The sequence below is a fragment of the Sorangiineae bacterium MSr12523 genome (assembly GCA_037157775.1).
Lineage (GTDB): Bacteria > Myxococcota_A > Polyangia > Polyangiales > Polyangiaceae > Pendulispora > Pendulispora brunnea.
The window spans coordinates 5,870,600-5,887,294 of record CP089982.1 but is presented as its reverse complement, the minus strand read 5'-3'; the positions used below and the strand labels follow the sequence as shown (position 1 = coordinate 5,887,294).

Genomic DNA, 16,695 nt, shown 5'->3' with positions numbered 1-16,695 from the left:
ACCCCATGCTCATTGCAAAGTACAATCTTCGTAGTCTGCTCGCGCGCAAGACGACCGCAGTTGCGACCGCGCTGGGTGTTGCCCTCGCAACCCTGGTGTTCGCGGCATCGTGGATGCTTGCGGCCGGCGTGACCAAGACGCTGGGCGAAGGCGGAAGGGACGATACGGCCTTGGTGCTTCGAAAGGGGAGCGATGCGGAGTTGAACAGCAGCTTCGATGCGCAGGCACTCGCGCTCGTGCTTTCCGCGCCCGGCGTGAAAAACGAGAACGGTGCGCCGCTCGGGTCTGCGGAGACGGTGGTGGTCGCCGCCGTGCCCAAGTCGGGCGGCGAGGGGATGAGCAACGTGACGCTGCGGGGCGTGGATCCGCAGTCGTACGCGCTTCATTCGGAGCTCGTGATCGTCGAAGGGCAGAAGCCGCGGCCGGGCACCGACGAGGCCATCATCGGCTCGCGGTTGCGCGGGCGCTTCCAGGGGCTCGATCTCGGTAAGTCGTTCGAGCTCAGGAAAAATCGGCCGGTCACCATCGTTGGCGTCTTCGAGGACCGCGGCCACGCGTCGGAGTCGGAGGTGTGGATCGATCGCCCGGTGCTGTCGGCGGCCTTCGGTCGCACGGCCACCGTGTCGTCGGTGCACGTGCGTTTGACCGACAAGGAGCAGTTCGCGGCCTTCGAGTCCGCGGTGGAGCACGACAAGCGCCTGGCGCTGGATGCCATCGAGGAGCCGGTCTTCCTGGAGCACCAGTCCGAAGGGCTCAGCATGTTCTTACGGATCATGGGCACATTGATTGGAGTCTTCTTTTCGCTGGGTGCCATGCTCGGGGCCACCATGACGATGCACGCGGCCGTAGCCAACCGCGAGCGCGAGATCGGCACCTTGCGCGCCCTGGGATTTCCCCGGCGAAAGATTCTCGTGGGCTTCCTCGTCGAGGCGATGACCCTGACGGCCGCGGGCGGCGCCCTCGGCGTGCTTCTCTCGACGTGCCTCTCCCGCGTGAAAATCTCGATGATCAACTACGCGACGTGGTCCGAGCTCGTTTTCACGTTCTCGCCCACCGCGGAAATCCTGGTGAAGGCCGTCGTCTTCGCCGCCCTCATGGGCCTCATCGGCGGCTTCTTCCCCGCCTACCGCGCCTCGCGGATATCACCTCTCGCCGCACTTCGAAGCTAGGAGAGATTCACATGAAGGCGGGAAGGCGGGAAGGTTTTTTTGTTGTTGGAGCCAGGTGCTCTCGAAGAAGGAGCATTGTTCAAAAAACACAAAAAACTTCCCGCCTTCCCGCCTTCATGTTTGCTCTCTCTCTTCGCTCTACGGATTGCCGATGGTGGCGTTGATGCAGACGGTGGGGCAGTTTTCGCCGTTGGGGCGGGTCTCTTTGTAGTTCGCCTTTTCGGCGAGGCCTTGGACCTCGGTCGTTCCGCGCTTTACGCGAAGCTCGTACTGATCCTTCGTCTTGTCGATCGGGAAGTCGTCGATGGGGATGATCGCCTCCACCGAGTACGACTTGCCCGGCTCCGCCAAATCGAGCGTGGTGTCGTTCGGAACACCGCCCGTCAACAGCACCTTGTGCGTGTCACCGCGGAAGGCGGGCAGGGAGTCCACCTCGCCCTGGCTGCACACGCCGTTGCGGCACACGTGAATCGATGTGTCCTTCATCTGATCCGCGGTCAGCGTCACACGAAGGCGCAACGTCACGTTGTTGATGCACTGGATCTGGGAGCAGTTATCCCCTTCGGAGGACGAAGAGGAGCACGCTCCCGCAGCGGGGACGAGCAGCAGCCAACCTGCCAAGGCGACCAACCCAGCAAAACCATAGCGACGAGGAAGAATCGGCGAGCGCATCTTCGACGAACTCTACGGAAGTTCGATCACGATTTGTATGGAGCACGGGATATCCATGGGATCCCCAGGCCCCAGGGACATTTCGCAAGCCTCCGAAGCACCAAGGAAGCACGTGTGTCATCGGGGCTCCCCATCAGGAAGAACCCTGGTAGTCTGCCAACCTACCGGCGGGTGAACGCCCGCTTCCCACACGCATGGCGGCCGCCCTCGAGAACCAGTCCCTTCACGTTCGTCTCGCCCAAATCGCTCGTACGCTCGAAGGATTTTTCCTCGGCAAGGAAGAGGTCATCCGCCTCCTCCTGATTTCGACGCTGGCGGGCGAGCATGCCGTGTTGGTCGGCCCACCGGGCACCGCGAAGAGCGCGCTGATCCGCATGTTCGCGCGGCTGATTCATGCGAACTACTTCGAGTACCTGCTCACCCGTTTCACCGAGCCGAACGAGATCTTTGGCCCGGTCGACATCGCCGCCTTCCGCGAAGGCCGCTACGAGCGGCGCATCGATGGCATGCTTCCGCGGGCCGAGATTGTCTTTCTCGACGAGGTCTTCAAGTCGAACTCGGCCATCCTCAACGCGCTTCTCACCCTGCTGAACGAGCGGCGCTACACGAGCGGCGGTACGGTGCTGCGTTGCCCGCTGCTCTCGTGCTTTGGTGCCTCGAACGAGGTGCCCACCGACGAGACGCTCACGGCGATCTTCGATCGGTTCATCCTGCGCATTCGCAGCGACAATCTCGACGCGTACCACTTCCAGGATTTGCTCGAGAAGGGCATCCGCAACGAGGCCTACGCCGACGCGCCCATTCAGCCGCTGGCCAGCGCGCAGGAGATGGCCCAGTTCCATCGCACCTTCGCGCGCAACCTGCAATTTTCCGAGGAGTTCCTCTCGGCCTACAAAGGTCTGGTCTTCCAGATCCGCGCCGAGGGCATCACGCTTTCGGACCGGCGCGTGGTGAAGATCCTCAAGCTGTTCGTGGCGAGCGCGTTCCTCGATGGTCGGCAGCAGGCCGACGCGTCGGACTTCTTCGTGCTCAAGCACATCTGGAACAACCAGGACCAGGCCGCGATCCTCGAAGGCATTGTGACCCCCGTGCTGGAGGCGCACTACCGCGACCATCCGAACCTCAAACGGGTCGGGGCCATGGGCATCGGCATCGAGGCGCTTGCGGGCGAGATCGATCGCATTCGGCAGGTGCTCACCGGCAATGCGGGGCTCGGAGATGTGCAGCTCTTCAGCCAGCTCAAGGCGCTCAACGAGATCAAGGTGGCCCTCGGGCAGTCGCCCGATCCCCGTGCCCGCGAGCTCACGGCGCGCGTCGATCAATTGCTGGAGGCGGCGTTTCGCAGCGGCCGCTTCGCGCAGCTTTGAAGGCGCCCCGGACAAGAATGTCGCGCATCGTCGCGGTCGATACGTCCACGGCCCTCGGATCGGTGGCCCTGCTCGAAGGGGAGCGCCTCGTTTTCACCTCCGAGCGGCGGCTTTCGAATGCCCATGGTGAATCGTTGCTCTTGGCGATGGACGAGGCCATGAAGCACGCGGGCTGGACCCCGCGGGACGTGGAGCGATGGGCCGTGGGCATCGGGCCGGGCTCGTTCACCGGCACACGCATCGGCGTGGCGACCGTGAAAGGAATTGCGCTCGGCACCGGTCGCGAGGTCGTGGCGGTGACGTCGTTCGAGGCGGTGCGCTGGGGCCTCGTGGCGGCGCCCGACGAGGTCGCGGTGAGCGTCCTTCCGGCGATGCACGGGGAGGTCTTCGTCCAATGGGGCGATGCGGAACCGTTGCACCTGCCGCTGGCCACGGCCCCGCAGCGCATTGGACAAGAAATTGCGCACGGGCGGCTTCTCATCGTGGGAAGCGGAGGCCCGCTCGTCGATTGGGACTCGATTCACGAGCGCCCCGTGCGCCTCGTGAACGACGCCCCCCACGACGTGCCACACGCCACGTCGATTGCGCGCGTCGCCGCGCAACGCACGCAATCCGTGGAACCTACCGAAGTAGAGCCGCTTTACGTGCGGCCCCCGGACATCACGCTACCTAAAGGCTCGTCGTGAAGATGCGCTCGCCGCTGCCGGACGGCGCGACGAAGAGCTGCAGGGCGGCATTGCCGGCTCCGCCCTGGAAGTAATCGACGCGGATGCGGTGCGTACCGGCATTGAGCGGCACGTTGACCGCGCCACCACCCGCCGAATGCAGACCGTCGTTGTTGAGGCGGATCGTGTCGTCGATGTACAGGAGCGAGCCGTCGTCCGAGCGCAGGCGGAAGCTGTAGTTCGCCGTGCGTGAGACGTTGAACGTGCCCTCGTAGCGGATGGCGAACCACTCGTTGCGCGTGTTGTCGATGCCGGGGAAGCCGTCGCGGAAGTTGCGCTCGGGCACGTCCAGGCTGCGCGCGTAGATGACGCCGATGGGGCGCATGTTCTGGAGCGACGGCAAACGCGAGGTGCCGGCCGGGATCGAGTACACGAAGCCGCGCAACGCATCGGCCGTGGCCTGGCCGTCGCCGAAGCCGTTGTTCGCCGTGGCGACGGGCACCGACTCCCCGCCCGGCAACGTGTAACGCGGCGCCTGCGGCCCCGGGTTGTACGGCGGCGGATTGTAGGGCGGCGGGTTGTTCGTCGACGTCGGCCCGCCGGCACCCGGCATGGGCGCGCGCCGCGGACCGCGTCCCTGTCCCTGGGGCGGCTCGTTGTACGAGGGCGGTGGGTTGTAGGTCGACGGCTGGTTGCTGCCTCCAGCCGTCGCCTTGAAGGACGCCTGACATCCCGTGGTCGCCGCCAGGGCAAGGACCCCGGCAAACGCGACGACGCACCTACGGCCAATATTCAATTCGTATCGCATGGATTCTCCAGGGGCAGCGTATTCGCCGAGTTGGACGGGGGATCCCCGCCGATCAGTCAATTTCCGTGCGTCCTCAATCGAAATCCTCGATTTTCCAGAGCCCGTGCTCGCGCACGAGCTGCATGGTGCCCGCCCCGTAGGGCATGGTCGCTCGGTCACCCGCCTCTTCGATGGATGCGGCCGGGAGCGCTTGCCTCAGGGCAGCAATGAGCTGGGACATCTCTTCCTTGTCGTAGCCCTCCCAAGCCTGTTTCAGCTTGGCGCTGTCCAACCCCTCTTTGTGGGCGTCGGGCACGTAGCGCAAAATGACGTCGTAGCGGCGCCGCTCGAGCGCACGCACGAAGCCCTGCACCGCGTGGCGGGGCGTATCCTGGGCGTACAGGTCGATGGCGTTGGATTCGACCTTCCATTTGCCCTTCTCGAGGACCAGCTCCAGCTCTTGGCCCGACGGGCTCGTCACCACGGCCGTCACCACGGGCGGTGCGGTGGGACGCTGCAAGGCTCGACCGATTTCGCGCACCTCTTCCGGGCTGTCCTTGAGCATGCGCCGAAAGGCGTCAGGTGAGATGCCTCGCCGCGCTTCGTCGCTCAGCATGCGGTAGGCGTCGTCGGAGCGGCCCTCCTCGAGGGCGCGGGCATACGCGCGCAGGGCGCTTTCCGGGTCTTCCGCTTGCCCCGCCCCGCAGCCCACGAGGGCCGAGACGGCCGCGGCCAAGGCAACCATCGCCGAGAAACGGGACTTCGTCCGCATTGGCGCGAAGGAGTACCACGACCGGGCTCCACTGTCATCGTTTGCGCTTTTTCCGTTCGTTACGTTTGTCGCTAAGATCCGCGTTTCGCGGTATCACCAGAGTGTGAGCGAAACGCGTTCGAGCGAAGGAGAAATGGTCCCGATTCTGCCGCTGAGGAACAGTGTCGTGTTCCCGGCGAGCGTGGTTCCCATCAACGTGGGGCGTGCGCGAAGCGTGCGGCTCGTCGAGGATTTGCTCGGCCAGGAGCGCGCGGTCGTCGGCATCGTCAGCCAGCGCGATGCCGAGGTCGACGAGCCTGCGTTCGGCGACCTTTACGAGGTCGGCACCGTCGCCCGCGTGGTGAAGGTCATTCGCCTGGGACCGAGCAACTATTCCGTCGTGCTCCACGGGGTGTCGCGGCTGAAGATGCTCGCGCCGCTCGGCCTCGAGCCGTACATGCGGGCGCGCATCCGCCGCATTCCCGAGAACCTCGAGCGCGACGTGGAGCTCGATGCCCTGGGCGCGAGCCTTCGCGAATCGATGCGCGAGGCCCTGGCGCTGATGCCCAACCTGCCCAAAGAGACGGCGGGCATTTTGGACAACGTGCGCGAAAGCGGCGCCTTGGCGGACCTGATCGCGTCGAACTTGGCGGCCGAGCAGGCCAGCGTGGCCGACAAGCAGCGCATCCTGGAGACCTTCGACGCGAAGGCGCGCGTTCGGGCCGTCGCCGCCATCGTGGGCAAGCAGCTCGAGCTTTTGCGGGTGCGCCGCGAGATCTCGACCATGGTCGCCGACGAGGGCAAATCGCAGCGTGAGCTCATCCTGCGCCAGCAGATGAAGAGCATCAAAGAGGAGCTCGGCGAGGGCGGGGAAGACGACGAGGTGGAGGAGCTGCGCGAGCGCCTGCGCCTGGCCCAGCTCTCCGAGGACGCGCAAAAGATCGCGAAAAAGCAGCTGTCGCGCCTCGCCGGCATGCAGCAGCAGTCCGCCGAGTACAACGTCACGCGCAGCTACCTCGAGTGGCTCGCGGACATGCCGTGGAACAAGACCACGCACGACAAGCTCGACGTGGCCGACGTGCGCCGCTGCCTGGACGAGGACCATTTCGGCCTGGAGAAGGTGAAGAAGCGCATCGTCGAATACATCGCCGTGCGCAAGCTGAGGGCCGACAAAAAGGGCCCGATTCTATGCTTCATCGGGCCGCCCGGCGTGGGCAAGACGTCACTGGGCCGCTCGATCGCGCGCTCGATGGGGCGTCGCTACCACCGCATCGCGCTCGGAGGCGTGCGCGACGAGGCGGAAATCCGCGGGCATCGGCGCACCTACGTAGGCGCGCTCCCGGGCCGCATCGTGCAAGGCTTGAAGAAGGTCGGCGTGCGCAACCCCGTGTTCGTGCTCGACGAGGTCGACAAGCTGGGCGTCGACATGATGGGCGATCCGGCGGCGGCGCTGCTCGAGGTGCTCGATCCGGCGCAGAACTCGACCTTCCAGGACCATTACCTGGATACGCCGTTCGATCTTTCGCAGATCACCTTCCTGGCGACGGCGAACAACCCCGACACGATTCCCGCGCCGCTCTGGGATCGCCTCGAGGTCATCGAGGTGCCGGGCTACACGCGCATGGAGAAGCGCAACATCGCGCGCGAGTTTTTGGCGCCGAAGCAACTTTCCGCGCACGGGCTGACGCCCGAGCGGCTCGAGTTCACCGAGCCGGGCATCGAGACCATCGTGGACAGCTACACGCGCGAGGCCGGGGTTCGCGGGCTCGAGCGCGAGATTGGTGCGGTGTGCCGCCACGTGGCCATGCGCCTGGCCGAAGGCGAGGACGTGCACGAGGTGGCGACGACCGAGATGGTCGAGAAGGTGCTCGGTGCGCCGCGCTACTCGCGCGAGACGGCGGAGGACCAGCTCGTGCCGGGCGTGGCCACGGGGCTCGCATGGACACCGTCGGGGGGCGATGTGCTCTTCATCGAGGCGACCCGCATGCCGGGCAAGGGATCCGTGGTGGTCACGGGGAACTTGAAGGCGGTGATGCAGGAGTCGGCCACCGCCGCGGTGACGTTCGTGCGAAGCAAGGCGTCGGCGCTCGGGCTGGAGCAGGAGTTCTTGCGCTCGATCGATCTGCACTTGCACGTGCCCAAGGGCGGGACGCCCAAGGACGGGCCCAGCGCAGGAATCACCATGTTTTCCGCGGTGGCGTCGCTGCTGTTGCATTGCCCGGTGAAGCGGGACGTGGCCATGACCGGCGAGATCACGTTGCGCGGCAATGTGCTTCCGGTCGGCGGCATCAAGGAAAAGCTGCTGGCGGCGCACCGTGCGGGCATGAAAGAGGTGCTCATCCCGGCGCGCAACGAGCGCGATCTGGATGACGTGCCGAAGGACGTGCTGGCCGAGTTGAGTATCCACTTGGTGAAGCGGGTGGACGAGATTCTGCCGCTGGTGCTGGAGCCTCCGGTGGCGCCGCCTCCGGAGACGCCGAGCACCCCGCCGCCCGAAGGCGACGACGGCGTCCACGCTGTGTAGCTGCACGGCGATGCCGGCGATTTGGCGTTCGCGGCCGCAACGTATCGCGGCCGCCGTGGTGGCGGTGCTGCTCTTGGCCATCGGCTTTTTGCCGCTGTTCGGCGGGCCGGGGTACGAGCATGCCCTGGCCAGCGGCATCATCGTGCCGAGTGCAGCGGCCATCGCCACGGCGTTCGAATCGAGGCGGTGGCGGCCGCCACCAGTGGAGAGCACGGTACGAGGGGCGGCGAGCGGGCTTGCCCTTGCCTTCGTTGCCTGGGCAACGGCCATCGTGCATGGGGCGCGCGTCGGCTTTTGCGATGCGGCGCGCGGCACGTTGGGCTTCGTGCTGACGGCCGCCATCGGGGCGGTGCTCGGTGGCGTGTGGGGCGCGTGCGCCGCGGAGGTGGTGCGAACGCGAAAGCGTGTTTGGGTCGTGGTAGCGGCGCTTTCCGGGCCGCTCGCGTGTGTGGTCGTGAGCCTATGGCGTTTCTACGCCTCACCGATGGTGTTCGCGTTCGACCCGTTCGTCGGGTACTTCAGCGGCACGCTGTACGACACGGTCATCGACTCGGGCGCGGCGCTGCTCACGTACCGGCTGGGCAGCCTGGCAAGCCTCGCGGCCGTGTTTTTCGGCGCATCGCTCCTCGGGCGAAATGACGAGGGGAGGCTCGTGTGGGCGGCCAAGGATCGCACCAGCACCGCGCGTGCGGTGTGTGCGGCGCTGGCATTGGCCGCGAGCGTGGGGGTGACCGCGTTCGGCCCCGAGCTGGGGCACTGGGAGACACCGGCCACCATCGCGCGCGAGCTTGGCGGCAAAAAGAGCGGGCCGCGCTGCGATGCCGTCTACCCCGACGACCTTCGCGAGGACGAAGCGCTGCTCGTGCTCAAAGACTGCGAGGAGCAGATCGCCAGCGTGGAGCACACCCTCGGCGCGCGCGGGCCGGAGCGCATCACGGCCTTCTTCTTTCGCGATGCCGGCGAGAAAAAGCGCCTCATGGGGGCAGGGGATACGTATATCGCCAAGCCTTGGCGCCACGAGGTCTACTTGCAGATGCACGGATACCCGCACCCCGTGCTCGGGCACGAGATCGCGCACGTGATCGCGGGGAGCTTCGGGCGCGGGCCGTTTCGCATCGCCGGCGCGTGGGGCGGCCTTTGGCCGAATCCCGGCTTGATCGAGGGCGTCGCCGTCGCCGCATCCCCCGACGAGGACGAACTCACCGACGAAAGCTGGGCGCACGCCATGCTGGATCTCGGCATCCTGCCGCGGGCGCGGGCCGTGTTTTCCATTGATTTTCTCGGGCAGTCGGCGGCGAAGAGTTACACCGTGGCCGGGGCGTTCATCCGCTGGATGATGCAGCGCTATGGCGTCGACAAGGTGCGCGCCGTGTATGGCGGGGCGCGCGTAGAGGATGCGGTGGGCAAAGGGTGGGATGCGCTCGACGACGAGTTTCGCGCGTCGTTGGCGGCCGTACCCTTGCTTCCGGAGACGCAGGCGTACGCGAAGGCCAAGTTCGATCGACCGGCGATTTTCGGCCGAAGGTGCCCCCACGTCGTGGATGCACTTCTGCACGAGGCCGACGCCTGCCGCGATTCGCACCGCGAAGAACGCGCCCGCGAGCTCTACGACGACGTGCTCCGGCGCGATCCCGAGTCGCACTCGGCGCGTTACGGGCGCGGTTTGCTCGAGCTCCGCGAGCCGCGCAACAGCGCCGAGGGCCGCGCGGCGCTGGAGCGCATGGCCGGCGATCCTGCGACGCCCCGCACCTTCCGCGATCGCGCCGAGGAGGCCATCGCGGATTGGGATTTTCTCTCCGGCGCCTACGACGCCGCGTCGGAGCGGTATCGAGCGCTCGCGGCGCGCACCGTGGACGAAGATGTGGCGCGCACCCTGGAGGTGAAGGCGATGGCCGCGCACGAGCCTGCAGCCCGCGAGCCGATGGCCGCGTTCCTGCTGGGGACGAAAGAGAGAGAGCCGGAACCGTTGCTCTCCGGCGCGAAAATCGGCGCGTGGTCGGAGCGCACGCACGATGCCCTGGCCGATTACATCCTCGGCAAGAACCTCGCGCAGCGTGGCTGGCACCGGGAGGCCCTCGTGTACCTCGACCGCGCCCTCGCCGCGGGGCCGCCGACGGTTCGCATCCACCGAGAGCTCCTTCGCGCGATGGCCCAATGCGCATGCGCCCTGGGCGATCGCGCGCGCATCGAGAGCGTGCGCGCGCAGCTGGTGGCCGCCACGAGCCCTTTTCCAAAGAGCGGAAGCGGCCGCCTCGAATCGGTGGAAATGCTGCTCAATCGCTGCGGGGGGCCTTAGCCGCGGAGTCAACGAGGGGGGCTCGCCGGTACATCGAAGTCGTCGCGTTTGGGTGCCGGATCGTAGAGTCCGGCGGGGTTCGAGAGCTCCAGGTTCGCTTGGGTGCGGGGCATGTGCGGTCTCCTCGACAATACGGATCTACGGTGTCCGTAGTGCCGAACGCTGCGTTGTCCATCGGGCGTTTTCGTCCGTCGCCACGTCGCGAAATTCTATGCTCCTTGCATGAGCGAGCTCCGCATCGACTACGACCGTGTGCTGCGCGTTCTGCGCCGGAATGACAGCGATGTGCGTCTCTGCGTCCGCTGCGGCTCCCACGTCTATGGAACCGCACGCGAGGGTTCCGATGAGGACTTCCTCGTCGTGTTGAACGATGCGGAGGCGCGCCAGGACCTGCTCTGGGGCGAGAACCTCAATGTCGTGGTGCACGGCGCGGGCACGTACGCGAAGGCGCTGGAGGACCAGAGCATCTTTGCCCTCGAGGGGCTTTTCGCACCCGCCGAGCACCGGCTCAAAGACGCGCGGCCCCCGTTCGTATACCGGCGCGATGTCGCGCGTCTCCGCGATTCGGCCAAGGCGCGATCGGACTCCGATTGGACCAAGGCCCAAAAGAGGTTCGACGCGGAGTCCTCGCCAAAGCGGGTGCTGCATGCCCTGCGCGTGCTGGCGTTCGCGACGCAGATCGCCGAGCACGGCGCCATCGTCGACTTTCGCGTGGCCGGCCCATGGTGGGCGCGGGTGCGGAGCGGCGAACACGCGACGTGGGAGGCGCTGGCGAAGGAGTTCGCCCCGGTGCGCGATGGGCTTCTGGTCGAGCTCAGGCGCTAAGCTCCGAAACGAGAGCTGGACGGCGGTGTGCAGCTCCGGCCGTATCCACGACGCGATGGCTCCGGGATGAAGGGGTTACGGAGCATTCGCGATTCGCGATTCGCGAATAGCGAATCCCATGGCCCCCCCTGTGGCCGTGCCCGGTGGCGCTTTCAAGGCGATCCGGGCGGCCCGCCCCTGTGGGCGCGGAATGCCATGCGGAAGGGGCGGCGGGCGATGATGCGGGAAGCATGGCATGAGCACCCACTTTGGGGCGGGCAGCAGCGCGAAATGAGGACATGGAGAGCAGGGGTGAGCGCTGCCGGGTGGGGCAGCATCTCTTCTTCTTTTTCTTCTTCTTCTTTTTCTGCCTCGACGCCGCTTTGGGGTAGGCCTAGTCCGCGGGGGGCGGCGATGAGCGGAGGCGCTGTGGCGTGATGCTTTGGTGCATCCAGTGTTCGTCGGTGGTCACGTGGTCCTTGCGGACCCATTTGGCGAGGCTCCGTGGGAATTCCGTGTTGCCGAAGACCGCCGCACGGCGGACGACCACGCCCTCGCGGATGCCTCCGAAGGCCGAGGGCTGCGCCGCCAAGTCCTCGGTGAGCGCCTGGAGTTGGCGCTCGGTTTCGAGGATGCCGCGGAATAGCACGGGGACCGTGGGCAGTCCGAGATCGGCCGCCTGGGCCGTCACCATGTCCCATTCCCACCACGTGCCGGATTGGTCGTCGCGCACGCCGAAGACCAGCGAATAGTCGGGTAGGGCGCGGTATTCGATGGAGTGCACGGCGTAGCAATATTCGCAAAAGACGGAGGTGCCCTCGGAGATCAAATAGCCCAATCGCGCGTGCGTGGCCTTGGCCAAGTCGAAGCTTGGATGCGATGGCGGGCCCGCGTGCGAGCGCGAAAAAACGCTATGGCGCGTGTACGTGAGGTTGCTCCCGTCGCACTTCTCGGTCACCACCAATTCGACGCCGAGCAGACCTGAAACGTCGTGCAGACGCTTGTCGTCCGACGTGCCCCCGGGCGACCAGGGAAGATGAAACGAGCGCGGATACTTGGAAGACACGGCACGCGAACCGTAGCAGATCTCGCCCCGTGGATTCGCCTTCCGCGCGGGCTGGCCCTATAGAGCGTCGGCATGGCTGCCATCGAACTTCCGCAAGCACCCGACTACCGCGTGCCATGGGACGCGCTGCAGGTTTTCCCCTGGGTGCGTGCGCTCGAGGCCTGCCCGCAGGATCCCATTCACCACGCCGAGGGCAACGTATGGATCCACACGCGCATGGTGCTGGAGACGCTCGCGGCGATGAAGGCCTGGCGCGAGCTGCCGGAGGAGGATCGCCGCGCGGTCTACCTCGCGTGCCTTTTGCACGACGTGGCCAAGCCGGCGACCACGCGCACAGAAGACGACGGGCGGGTCACGGCCAAAGGCCACTCCCGCCGCGGTGAGCTCATGGCGCGCAAAATCCTATGGGAGCTCGGCGAGCCCTTTGCACTTCGCGAAAGGGTGTGCGGCCTGATTCGATATCATCAGATTCCCTTTTATCTCATCGAACGCGACGACGCCCGCCGATTCGCCGCCGAAATAAGCCTGGTGGCTCGGTGCGATTTGCTCGCGTTGGTGGCCGAGGCGGACATTCGCGGGCGCGTGTGCCAGGACTTGCAACGTATTTTGGACAACATCGATCTCTATCGCGAATATTGCCGCGACGAAGGTTGTTTCGATCGTCCGCGCACGTTTGCCTCTCCGCACACGCGTTACACGTTTTTTCATTCCGAGGGGCGCCATCCCGACGTGGAGGCATGGGACGACACCAAGGTGCAGGTCGTGGTCATGGCGGGCCTTCCGGGCTCGGGCAAAGATACTTACGTCAAAAGGCATTTCCCGGATTGGCCCGTCGTATCCCTGGATGGATTGCGCGAGGAGCTCGATATCGATCACTCGGACAATCAGGGTCAGGTCGTCCAAACGGCGCGCGAGCGCGCCAAGGAACATTTGCGGCGCGGTGAGCGGTTCGTCTGGAATGCGACGAACATCTCACGGCGTTTTCGTGCGCCGCTGTTGTCGCTCCTGGCCGATTACCATGCGCGCATCACCATCGTGTACGTCGAGGCGTCACGCGACTCACTCTGGTCGCAGAATCGCTCCCGCGACGCCGTCGTTCCCGAGCGCGTCATTCATTCGATGATGGATCGCTGGGAGGTGCCCGACCCCACCGAGGCACACGAGATCGTGTACTCACTGCAAGAGGTATAGAACGCAAAGGGCTGCGTTGGCGGCCATCAAGGTGAAGTCCACGCCGAAGATGAATCGCATGGGGCCGCGCCACACGGGCCAAAGTGGAGTCCGACGAAGCGCGACGGGGACGTTGCCTGCGAATTGCGTCCCATGTCCCATGGCAAAGACCGCCGCGAACAGCGCGCGCTGGCCGGGCAGGGGAAACAGGGGCGCGAAGAGCAGGAGGAGCATCGCGAAAAGGGCCATCGCCAGGTTCATGCCGCCGAGGAAACGGAGCGATGCCGCGAGGATCCCGAACAGCGGCGAGGAGCGAGCATCCCGCGGCACGAGCAACTTCGCCGCCGGCACCGGCCGCAGGGAAAAAGATGCGAACGCGACGCCGAACCAGAGCGCGTTGAGCGCGAGGACGGTGCCGAAGAGGAGGGCGAGCATGTTCTCAGGTCAACATGGTTGACCTGAGAGCGCAAGGCACGGCGATCAGGCGCGGCGGGCCAGGACGTCCATGATGTCGAACCACGCGCGGCGATGGCTTGGCTTCACGCTCTTGAGCGCCTCGCCGATGGCCTGTCGTTCGCGTTTCGAGGCGGCATTCTCGACGCGCGCGCCCTTCGCCGTGAGCCGGAGAACCTTGCTGCGGTGCTGCGCCGGATCCCGCTGCGCGACGACGTAGCCTTCGTCCTGTAGCTGTTTGAGCGGCCTGTGCAGGGCTTGCTTGCTGACCCCGAGCAGCTCCTGCAATCCGCCGACGGACAGGTCTTCGCTGCGGGCTATGGCGAAAAGCACGCGGTGGTGCACCCGGGACAGCCCGCGGCGGTGAAGGAACGCGTCCGCCTCGGCGACCAGCCCGCGAAAGGCGAAGTGCATGAGCAGCAGCGCCCCATCGAGCCGATGCAGCTCGCGCAGGCCCGAGTTTTTGACCTTCGTGTTCATCCAGCCCAGGCTTAGTCGCAGCAGGGTCGAAAAATCCGCAAAATCGAGACGCGGGAGCGGTGCCTCCGCCGCTCCCGATGGTTATCGAAGTGGGATGCTTCTGCGCGATGTGACGGAAAACGATCTGCCCATCCTGTTCGAACACCAACGCGAGCCGGAGGCGAACCGGATGGCCGCCTTCCCGGCGCGTGAGTACGACGCTTTCATGGCGCACTGGCGCGAGAAGGTGCTGCCCATCCCGAGCAACATGAAGAAGGCCATCGTGGTGGACGGCGTCGTGGTGGGCAACATCGTGAGCTGGGAGGGGGATGGCAAGCGCCTCGTCGGCTACTGGATTGGCAGCGCCCACTGGGGCCGGGGCATCGCCTCCGCCGCCCTGGCGGCCTTCGTGGCCCACCACGAGCGGACCCGCCCCCTCCACGCCTACGTGGCCGCGGAGAACGTCGGATCCATCCGCGTCCTCGAGAAGGCCGGCTTCCGCCCCGCGGGGCCGCCGATCGCGGATTCCCACGGCGTTACGGAGCTCCTGATGCTGCTCGAGAGCCCGCCATCTCCCTGACGCTCGGCCCCGCCTGAAAAATGTTTTGTGTCGATTCTGCGCGAACTGATTGACAAGGGGTCCCACGCTCGGGCATGAATCGCAGCCCGGAGCCCAGGTAGCTCAGTTGGTAGAGCAGGGGACTGAAAATCCCCGTGTCGGCGGTTCGATTCCGTCCCTGGGCACTACGATGTGCGCGTGATTTCCGCCGCGGACCGTGGTGTGTGGTGAAGGCACGAAGGTTGCTGCTCGTGTCCTGGATGGCCTGGTTTGCCTCGGTCGCCATCCAAGTTCGACCCACTCTTCGGCGCGTGCGTTCCGCCGAGATGGGTGCTCGTGAGCGTGATCTGCGCTGCCTTCGTACTGGCGTGGCCAAGTCGAGTGCGATCAGGTGCGGCTCTACGCCGTACACGTTGAGCCACTGCGGGTGCGTCCTCGCGACTCCGCGGGCGAGCACCTCGGGATGTTTGCCCGGTCGCTCTCTTCTTAGAGCGTCCGCCGAAAGTTGGCGGAGTGGTCGAGAAACAGAAAGAGATTCGCACCATCGCCGTGCTCTCGCGCGAACTGTAGAAGGTACGCGAAAGCAAGTAGTTGGATGGGCACCTTCAGACAGCTTGGGCCGCGGGGATTTGGCTTGCCGAGCGGCGACCCTTCGTGGTTCTGAATGCGTACGGCTCACGATGGCTACGCTGTCGCGCGCCTGGAGCCCCGTCGCCGGTTCGATCTCGGCCACGAGGTGAACTTCGTCGTTGAATTGGATGCGACCTCGGGGTTGGAGCACGTGATTGCACACGCGAGGCCTCCTGAAGTTCGCGCGACCAAAACTCGTTACCGCCGTTGAGGCTCAAGGCATTTCTCCGACCGTATCCGTGATTCGACGACTTGCGGAGTGGCTCGTCAATGGCGCAACCATAGCGCCAGGCCATCGCTTGGATTTGGATGACAACCTGGTGGCCTCCATCGAACCCTATGCTCCCAGTAGGAACGCGCCTGAGATCAATTTGAACAATGACGTCCTTTTCGTGCGGCTCGAACCGTGAGGAGCCACCCGCCATTGGGGGCCAACCCCTAGCGACCAGCCGAGGCTCGTCCGAGACGCTGGCGGTGAATCTCATGGGATCCGCCGCCGAACCCCTGTCCCCGCGTAGAGTAGTGCCTTCCGTTTCAAGACGTGCTCGCGCTCCTCAGGCCGCAGGGGATCTCGCGCGGCAGGGGATCTGCCGTGGCGGAAGGCTCAAACCGACATCGAAAGCAGCTTCTCGCGTTGATGTACAAAAGTTCTATCACTGCCTACGAACAAGGGGCGCGACGGGCGAATGGAAGGGTAACGGCATCTTCAGACCATTTTCGCGCGTGCGCAGGCGCATCGGTCGAGCACATTGACGACTATATGTTCGTCAAAGCCGAAACGCGTGCTGCCGAGTTGTCGCCCGTGTGCCATCGCATTGCGTCAATCGCAAAGGAGACTCACCAATGCTCACTATCGCGTTATCGCATCATTTGTTTACAGAAATCGGTATTCGCGTCGTTGCGGCGAGCGCCTTGCTCGGGACGATCGCCTGCGGCGCCCAAGGCGGTTCGGAAGAAAATGATCTTCAGAGCGAAACCAATTTGGAGACTTCCGGTTTCGAAACGAATCCCGACGCGTCTCCCCAGGAGGTCTGCACCATCCTTGTAGGCAAGGCTCCGCCTGGGGAATGGTCGCCCATTCTCTCAAAAACGTGCACTAAGGGTGCTGCATCCGCTCTCGCGCCCGCAGTTGGTAATGTACTACTCATGGAGTGGTTTGAGCATGCCAACAATAACCCGCCTAGCCTAACTCGCATCGAGGGCGCCGAGCCTTGCGACGCTTCCGGATACAAGCTACGAGCAATGTTCTTTTGGGCTGACAGGATCTCTGGATTTAATTCATATAACGATTGCAATGTCGTGACGGGTTACGACAACATAGAT

Annotated in this window: 14 protein-coding genes and 1 tRNA gene; 9 read left to right on the top strand and 6 right to left on the bottom strand. The window is 65.3% G+C overall.

What is annotated here, in order from left to right:
- Nucleotides 1–5 precede the first annotated feature (5 nt).
- Nucleotides 6–1,169: an ABC transporter permease gene (locus LZC95_22520; protein ID WXA99579.1), complete on the top strand. Its 1,164-nt coding sequence runs from the start codon at nt 6–8 to the stop codon at nt 1,167–1,169.
- Nucleotides 1,170–1,307: 138 nt separating this feature from the next.
- Here the strand turns inward: LZC95_22520 and LZC95_22515 are convergent, their stop codons facing one another.
- Nucleotides 1,308–1,841 (bottom strand): hypothetical protein, encoded by a 534-nt coding sequence (locus LZC95_22515; protein WXA99578.1) that lies wholly within the window; start codon nt 1,839–1,841, stop codon nt 1,308–1,310.
- Nucleotides 1,842–2,035: 194 nt separating this feature from the next.
- Here LZC95_22515 and LZC95_22510 point away from each other — a divergent pair, with 194 nt between their 5' ends.
- Both LZC95_22510 and tsaB read left to right on the top strand, forming a co-directional pair.
- Complete coding sequence (locus LZC95_22510; protein ID WXA99577.1) at nt 2,036–3,208, top strand: AAA family ATPase; 1,173 nt, start codon at nt 2,036–2,038, stop codon at nt 3,206–3,208.
- 17 nt (nt 3,209–3,225) lie between these two features.
- The gene (tsaB, locus tag LZC95_22505) at nt 3,226–3,894 is read left to right on the top strand and encodes a tRNA (adenosine(37)-N6)-threonylcarbamoyltransferase complex dimerization subunit type 1 TsaB (protein ID WXA99576.1); all 669 of its coding nucleotides are present in this window, start codon (nt 3,226–3,228) and stop codon (nt 3,892–3,894) included.
- On the opposite strand, the gene LZC95_22500 is transcribed toward tsaB, so the two are convergent.
- Nucleotides 3,878–4,681 carry a PA14 domain-containing protein gene (locus tag LZC95_22500; protein ID WXA99575.1) on the bottom strand — a complete coding sequence of 268 codons (804 nt, stop codon included), beginning with the start codon at nt 4,679–4,681 and terminating at the stop codon, nt 3,878–3,880. The two genes, tsaB and LZC95_22500, sit on opposite strands and share 17 nt — an antisense overlap.
- Before the next feature lie 73 nt (nt 4,682–4,754).
- Nucleotides 4,755–5,432, bottom strand: a complete 678-nt coding sequence (locus LZC95_22495) for a hypothetical protein (GenBank protein ID WXA99574.1) — start codon at nt 5,430–5,432, stop codon at nt 4,755–4,757.
- A gap of 166 nt (nt 5,433–5,598) precedes the next feature.
- On the opposite strand from LZC95_22495, the gene lon reads away from it, so the two are divergent.
- The 3 genes from lon (at nt 5,599) to LZC95_22480 (ending at nt 11,056) form a co-directional block, all read left to right on the top strand.
- Nucleotides 5,599–7,935 carry an endopeptidase La gene (gene lon, locus LZC95_22490; protein ID WXA99573.1) on the top strand — a complete coding sequence of 779 codons (2,337 nt, stop codon included), beginning with the start codon at nt 5,599–5,601 and terminating at the stop codon, nt 7,933–7,935.
- Between the two features lie 10 nt (nt 7,936–7,945).
- Nucleotides 7,946–10,231, top strand: a complete 2,286-nt coding sequence (locus tag LZC95_22485; protein ID WXA99572.1) for a hypothetical protein — start codon at nt 7,946–7,948, stop codon at nt 10,229–10,231.
- Between the two features lie 222 nt (nt 10,232–10,453).
- Entirely contained in the window at nt 10,454–11,056 is a 603-nt protein-coding gene (locus tag LZC95_22480) for a nucleotidyltransferase domain-containing protein (protein WXA99571.1), read from the top strand.
- Between the two features lie 373 nt (nt 11,057–11,429).
- Here the strand turns inward: LZC95_22480 and LZC95_22475 are convergent, their stop codons facing one another.
- A complete protein-coding gene (locus LZC95_22475; protein ID WXA99570.1) occupies nt 11,430–12,101 on the bottom strand; it encodes an RNA ligase family protein in 672 nt (223 codons plus the stop codon).
- Between the two features lie 72 nt (nt 12,102–12,173).
- On the opposite strand from LZC95_22475, the gene LZC95_22470 reads away from it, so the two are divergent.
- The gene (locus LZC95_22470) at nt 12,174–13,292 is read left to right on the top strand and encodes an AAA family ATPase (protein WXA99569.1); all 1,119 of its coding nucleotides are present in this window, start codon (nt 12,174–12,176) and stop codon (nt 13,290–13,292) included.
- Here the strand turns inward: LZC95_22470 and LZC95_22465 are convergent.
- Together LZC95_22465 and LZC95_22460 are read right to left on the bottom strand one after the other, a co-directional pair.
- Entirely contained in the window at nt 13,275–13,706 is a 432-nt protein-coding gene (locus LZC95_22465; protein WXA99568.1) for a hypothetical protein, read from the bottom strand. The two genes, LZC95_22470 and LZC95_22465, sit on opposite strands and share 18 nt — an antisense overlap.
- Nucleotides 13,707–13,751: 45 nt before the next feature.
- Nucleotides 13,752–14,204 (bottom strand): MarR family transcriptional regulator, encoded by a 453-nt coding sequence (locus LZC95_22460; GenBank protein ID WXA99567.1) that lies wholly within the window; start codon nt 14,202–14,204, stop codon nt 13,752–13,754.
- Nucleotides 14,205–14,298: 94 nt separating this feature from the next.
- Here LZC95_22460 and LZC95_22455 point away from each other — a divergent pair, with 94 nt between their 5' ends.
- Together LZC95_22455 and LZC95_22450 are read left to right on the top strand one after the other, a co-directional pair.
- Nucleotides 14,299–14,763 (top strand): GNAT family N-acetyltransferase, encoded by a 465-nt coding sequence (locus tag LZC95_22455; GenBank protein WXA99566.1) that lies wholly within the window; start codon nt 14,299–14,301, stop codon nt 14,761–14,763.
- 91 nt (nt 14,764–14,854) lie between these two features.
- Nucleotides 14,855–14,927, top strand: a tRNA-Phe gene (locus LZC95_22450).
- Nucleotides 14,928–16,695: the final 1,768 nt, after the last annotated feature.

What these genes read in the sequence shown, in the direction of transcription:
- LZC95_22520 (WXA99579.1), top strand. Translation starts at nt 6, where the DNA reads ATGCTCATTGCAAAGTACAATCTTCGTAGTCTGCTCGCGCGCAAGACG.
- LZC95_22515 (WXA99578.1), bottom strand. Translation starts at nt 1,841, where the DNA reads ATGCGCTCGCCGATTCTTCCTCGTCGCTATGGTTTTGCTGGGTTGGTC.
- LZC95_22510 (WXA99577.1), top strand. Translation starts at nt 2,036, where the DNA reads ATGGCGGCCGCCCTCGAGAACCAGTCCCTTCACGTTCGTCTCGCCCAA.
- tsaB (WXA99576.1), top strand. Translation starts at nt 3,226, where the DNA reads ATGTCGCGCATCGTCGCGGTCGATACGTCCACGGCCCTCGGATCGGTG.
- LZC95_22500 (WXA99575.1), bottom strand. Translation starts at nt 4,681, where the DNA reads ATGCGATACGAATTGAATATTGGCCGTAGGTGCGTCGTCGCGTTTGCC.
- LZC95_22495 (WXA99574.1), bottom strand. Translation starts at nt 5,432, where the DNA reads ATGCGGACGAAGTCCCGTTTCTCGGCGATGGTTGCCTTGGCCGCGGCC.
- LZC95_22485 (WXA99572.1), top strand. Translation starts at nt 7,946, where the DNA reads ATGCCGGCGATTTGGCGTTCGCGGCCGCAACGTATCGCGGCCGCCGTG.
- LZC95_22480 (WXA99571.1), top strand. Translation starts at nt 10,454, where the DNA reads ATGAGCGAGCTCCGCATCGACTACGACCGTGTGCTGCGCGTTCTGCGC.
- LZC95_22470 (WXA99569.1), top strand. Translation starts at nt 12,174, where the DNA reads ATGGCTGCCATCGAACTTCCGCAAGCACCCGACTACCGCGTGCCATGG.
- LZC95_22465 (WXA99568.1), bottom strand. Translation starts at nt 13,706, where the DNA reads ATGCTCGCCCTCCTCTTCGGCACCGTCCTCGCGCTCAACGCGCTCTGG.
- LZC95_22460 (WXA99567.1), bottom strand. Translation starts at nt 14,204, where the DNA reads ATGAACACGAAGGTCAAAAACTCGGGCCTGCGCGAGCTGCATCGGCTC.
- LZC95_22455 (WXA99566.1), top strand. Translation starts at nt 14,299, where the DNA reads ATGCTTCTGCGCGATGTGACGGAAAACGATCTGCCCATCCTGTTCGAA.